The following is a 2,407-nucleotide window of genomic DNA, read 5'->3' on the forward strand; positions in this document are numbered from 1 at the left end:
CATTATCCTTATATTTCTCGCATAAACGCTAACTTCCTCATAAGGATGCCGAGGGCGTTTATGCTTGTGACTAGGCAGGTTTCGCCGCGACAAGCTCTCTGACTAAACTTTGGGAAGGGTGAAAGCTATTGAACGAGCGTAAAGCTTCTCAATTGGAAACTGATGAGCTATGGGAACAGTGGAAAGAACACAGTGACCCTGAAGCCAAAAAGAAGCTGATAGAGAGTTATCTCCATATTGTTGATTACGTATCCAGCCGGTTGGCTGTGGGGTTGCCCAAAAATGTATCTAAAGATGATCTAGCCAGTAATGGAGTAATGGGATTAATTGATGCGATTGAAAAATTCGACTACAAACGGGGATTGCAGTTTCAGACCTATGCTTCCTGGCGCGTACGTGGTGCGATTTTAGATTCTTTACGCCAAAGTGATTGGGTCCCTAGATCTGTGCGAGAAAAAGCTAAAAAAATCGAGGATGCTTATCAGCAGTTGGAACAGAAGTATTTGAGATCCGTTAGTGATGAGGAAATGAGTCTATACCTGAATATTAGTGTAACAGAATTTCAAAATATGTTGCAGGATGTGGCTGTAATGTCACTATGTTCACTGGAAGACCCGATTCGTGAAGAGGAATCAGAGACCCGAATGTCCATACTGGTGGACGATAAAGCTAAGAATCCGGATAGCAAGGTAAATGAATTCTACTTACGCGAAGCCCTCACCAAAGGTATTGAGAAATTAACGGTGAAAGAACGGACCGTTGTGTCCCTTTTATATTATGAAGATTTATCATTGAGCGAAATCGCAGAGGTCATGTCACTATCGCCTTCACGGATTTCGCAGCTTCATTCCAAGGCTATTTTACGGCTGAGGGGAACGCTTGAGAAGAATCGCGATCTACTTATGCAGAACGATTAACCGTTAGCGGTGACAAGGGGGAGCAAAATTGATCGGTCAAAATGCTTTGGATCAGTACTTAAGTATTACTTTTTCGGATGACAAAGGGATCGCGTATTTGCAGTTCTCCAAAAAGGATGAGAATTTTTCCTGCTCACCTACAGAATTGGAAAGCTTCCTGCACAGTCACAATATTCGCTACGGGGTCCAGCGTGATATTGTTGAACGTATCTGTAGTCATCCGGAGGAGTTTTTTTGGAGTAAAGTCGCTATTGCTACAGGTGAACCTGCAGTAAATGGAGTCGACGGACATATTATGCTTACTGTTGATCTGGAAGAGGATCGCAAACCGCTTGAAAAAGCGGATGGTAAGGTGGATTATAAGGATTTAGTTCGGCTTCGTAACGTCCTCAAGGGAAAGCTGATAGCTAGAATTATTCCTGCTCAGCCTGGTAAGCATGGTAAGACTGTAACTGGTGATGAGCTTGCTTTCAGAGCCGGAAAGGAAGCTCATTTTAAAGTAGGTAAGAACGTACTCGTTGATAACAATGAAACTTCGATGTATGCCGCAATTGACGGTCTTGTTACTTTAACCGATAGCGGTAAAATCAATGTATTTCCTGTGTATGAAGTGAATGGTGATGTGGACTACAGTACTGGGAACATTGATTTTGTAGGTACCGTCGTTATTCGAGGAAACGTACTTTCAGGATTTTCTGTAAAGTCCGCCGGAGATATTCGTGTAGTTGGTGGAGTTGAAGGAGCGGAATTAATCTCTGGGGGATCCATCGAAATTACGGGTGGAATTATTGGTTATAACAAAGGACATGTAACTGCTGGGAAAAATGTTAAGGTCTCTTTCATTCAAGATGGTAATGTAACAGCTGGTGAAGATGTCATTGTATCCCAGAGCATTATGCACTCCAATATACGTGCGGGCAGAGACGTTCTTTGTAACGGAGCTAAGGGTCTGATTGTTGGCGGAACAGTACAGTCTGGGGAAAGAGTCGTAGCACGTACAATAGGCAATACCATGTCCACAGCGACTTCTATTGAGGTCGGTGTAGTACCTGAGCTAAGAAATGAGATTAACGAGCTGCGGCAATCACTGCGTCAACTACTGGAAAATGAGGACAAAACCTCTAAAGCGTTGTATCTATTAAACCAATTGGCAACTAATGGTCAACTCCCTGCAGATAAAGTGGCACTTCGCGTAAAATTGAATGCTACTAAACAGTCTCATCAACGTGAGGAAAAAAGAATTAAAGAACGTGTGCTAGAGATTGAAAGAATGCTAGAAGATACAGGCAGAGCTAGAGTTGAAGTGATTAAAACGATCTATGGCGGATCCAAAATTATGATCGGTAGATATACTCGATTTGTAAAGGACCCCACAGAACGAGTTGTGTTTATTTATAGTGAAGGTGATATATCCTTAACGCCATACAATTAATCGGGCGGGCAGCAATAGCGGCCGGCCATTCTTGAAATATAAGAAAGTATAAGTTTCA

Annotated in this window: 2 protein-coding genes; both read left to right on the forward strand. The window is 42.5% G+C overall.

The genetic code is table 11. The features are described from left to right. The first annotated feature begins 128 nt into the window (after positions 1-128). On the forward strand, positions 129-917 hold the full coding sequence (locus CA600_RS30475) for a FliA/WhiG family RNA polymerase sigma factor (protein ID WP_042189430.1): 789 nt from the start codon (positions 129-131) through the stop codon (positions 915-917). A gap of 28 nt (positions 918-945) precedes the next feature. Next, positions 946-2,349, forward strand: a complete 1,404-nt coding sequence (locus CA600_RS30480) for a DUF342 domain-containing protein (protein ID WP_094874818.1) — start codon at positions 946-948, stop codon at positions 2,347-2,349. The last annotated feature ends 58 nt before the right edge of the window (positions 2,350-2,407 follow it).

The organism is Paenibacillus sp. VTT E-133280 (assembly GCF_002264385.1).
Classification (GTDB): domain Bacteria; phylum Bacillota; class Bacilli; order Paenibacillales; family Paenibacillaceae; genus Paenibacillus_AQ; species Paenibacillus_AQ nitricinens.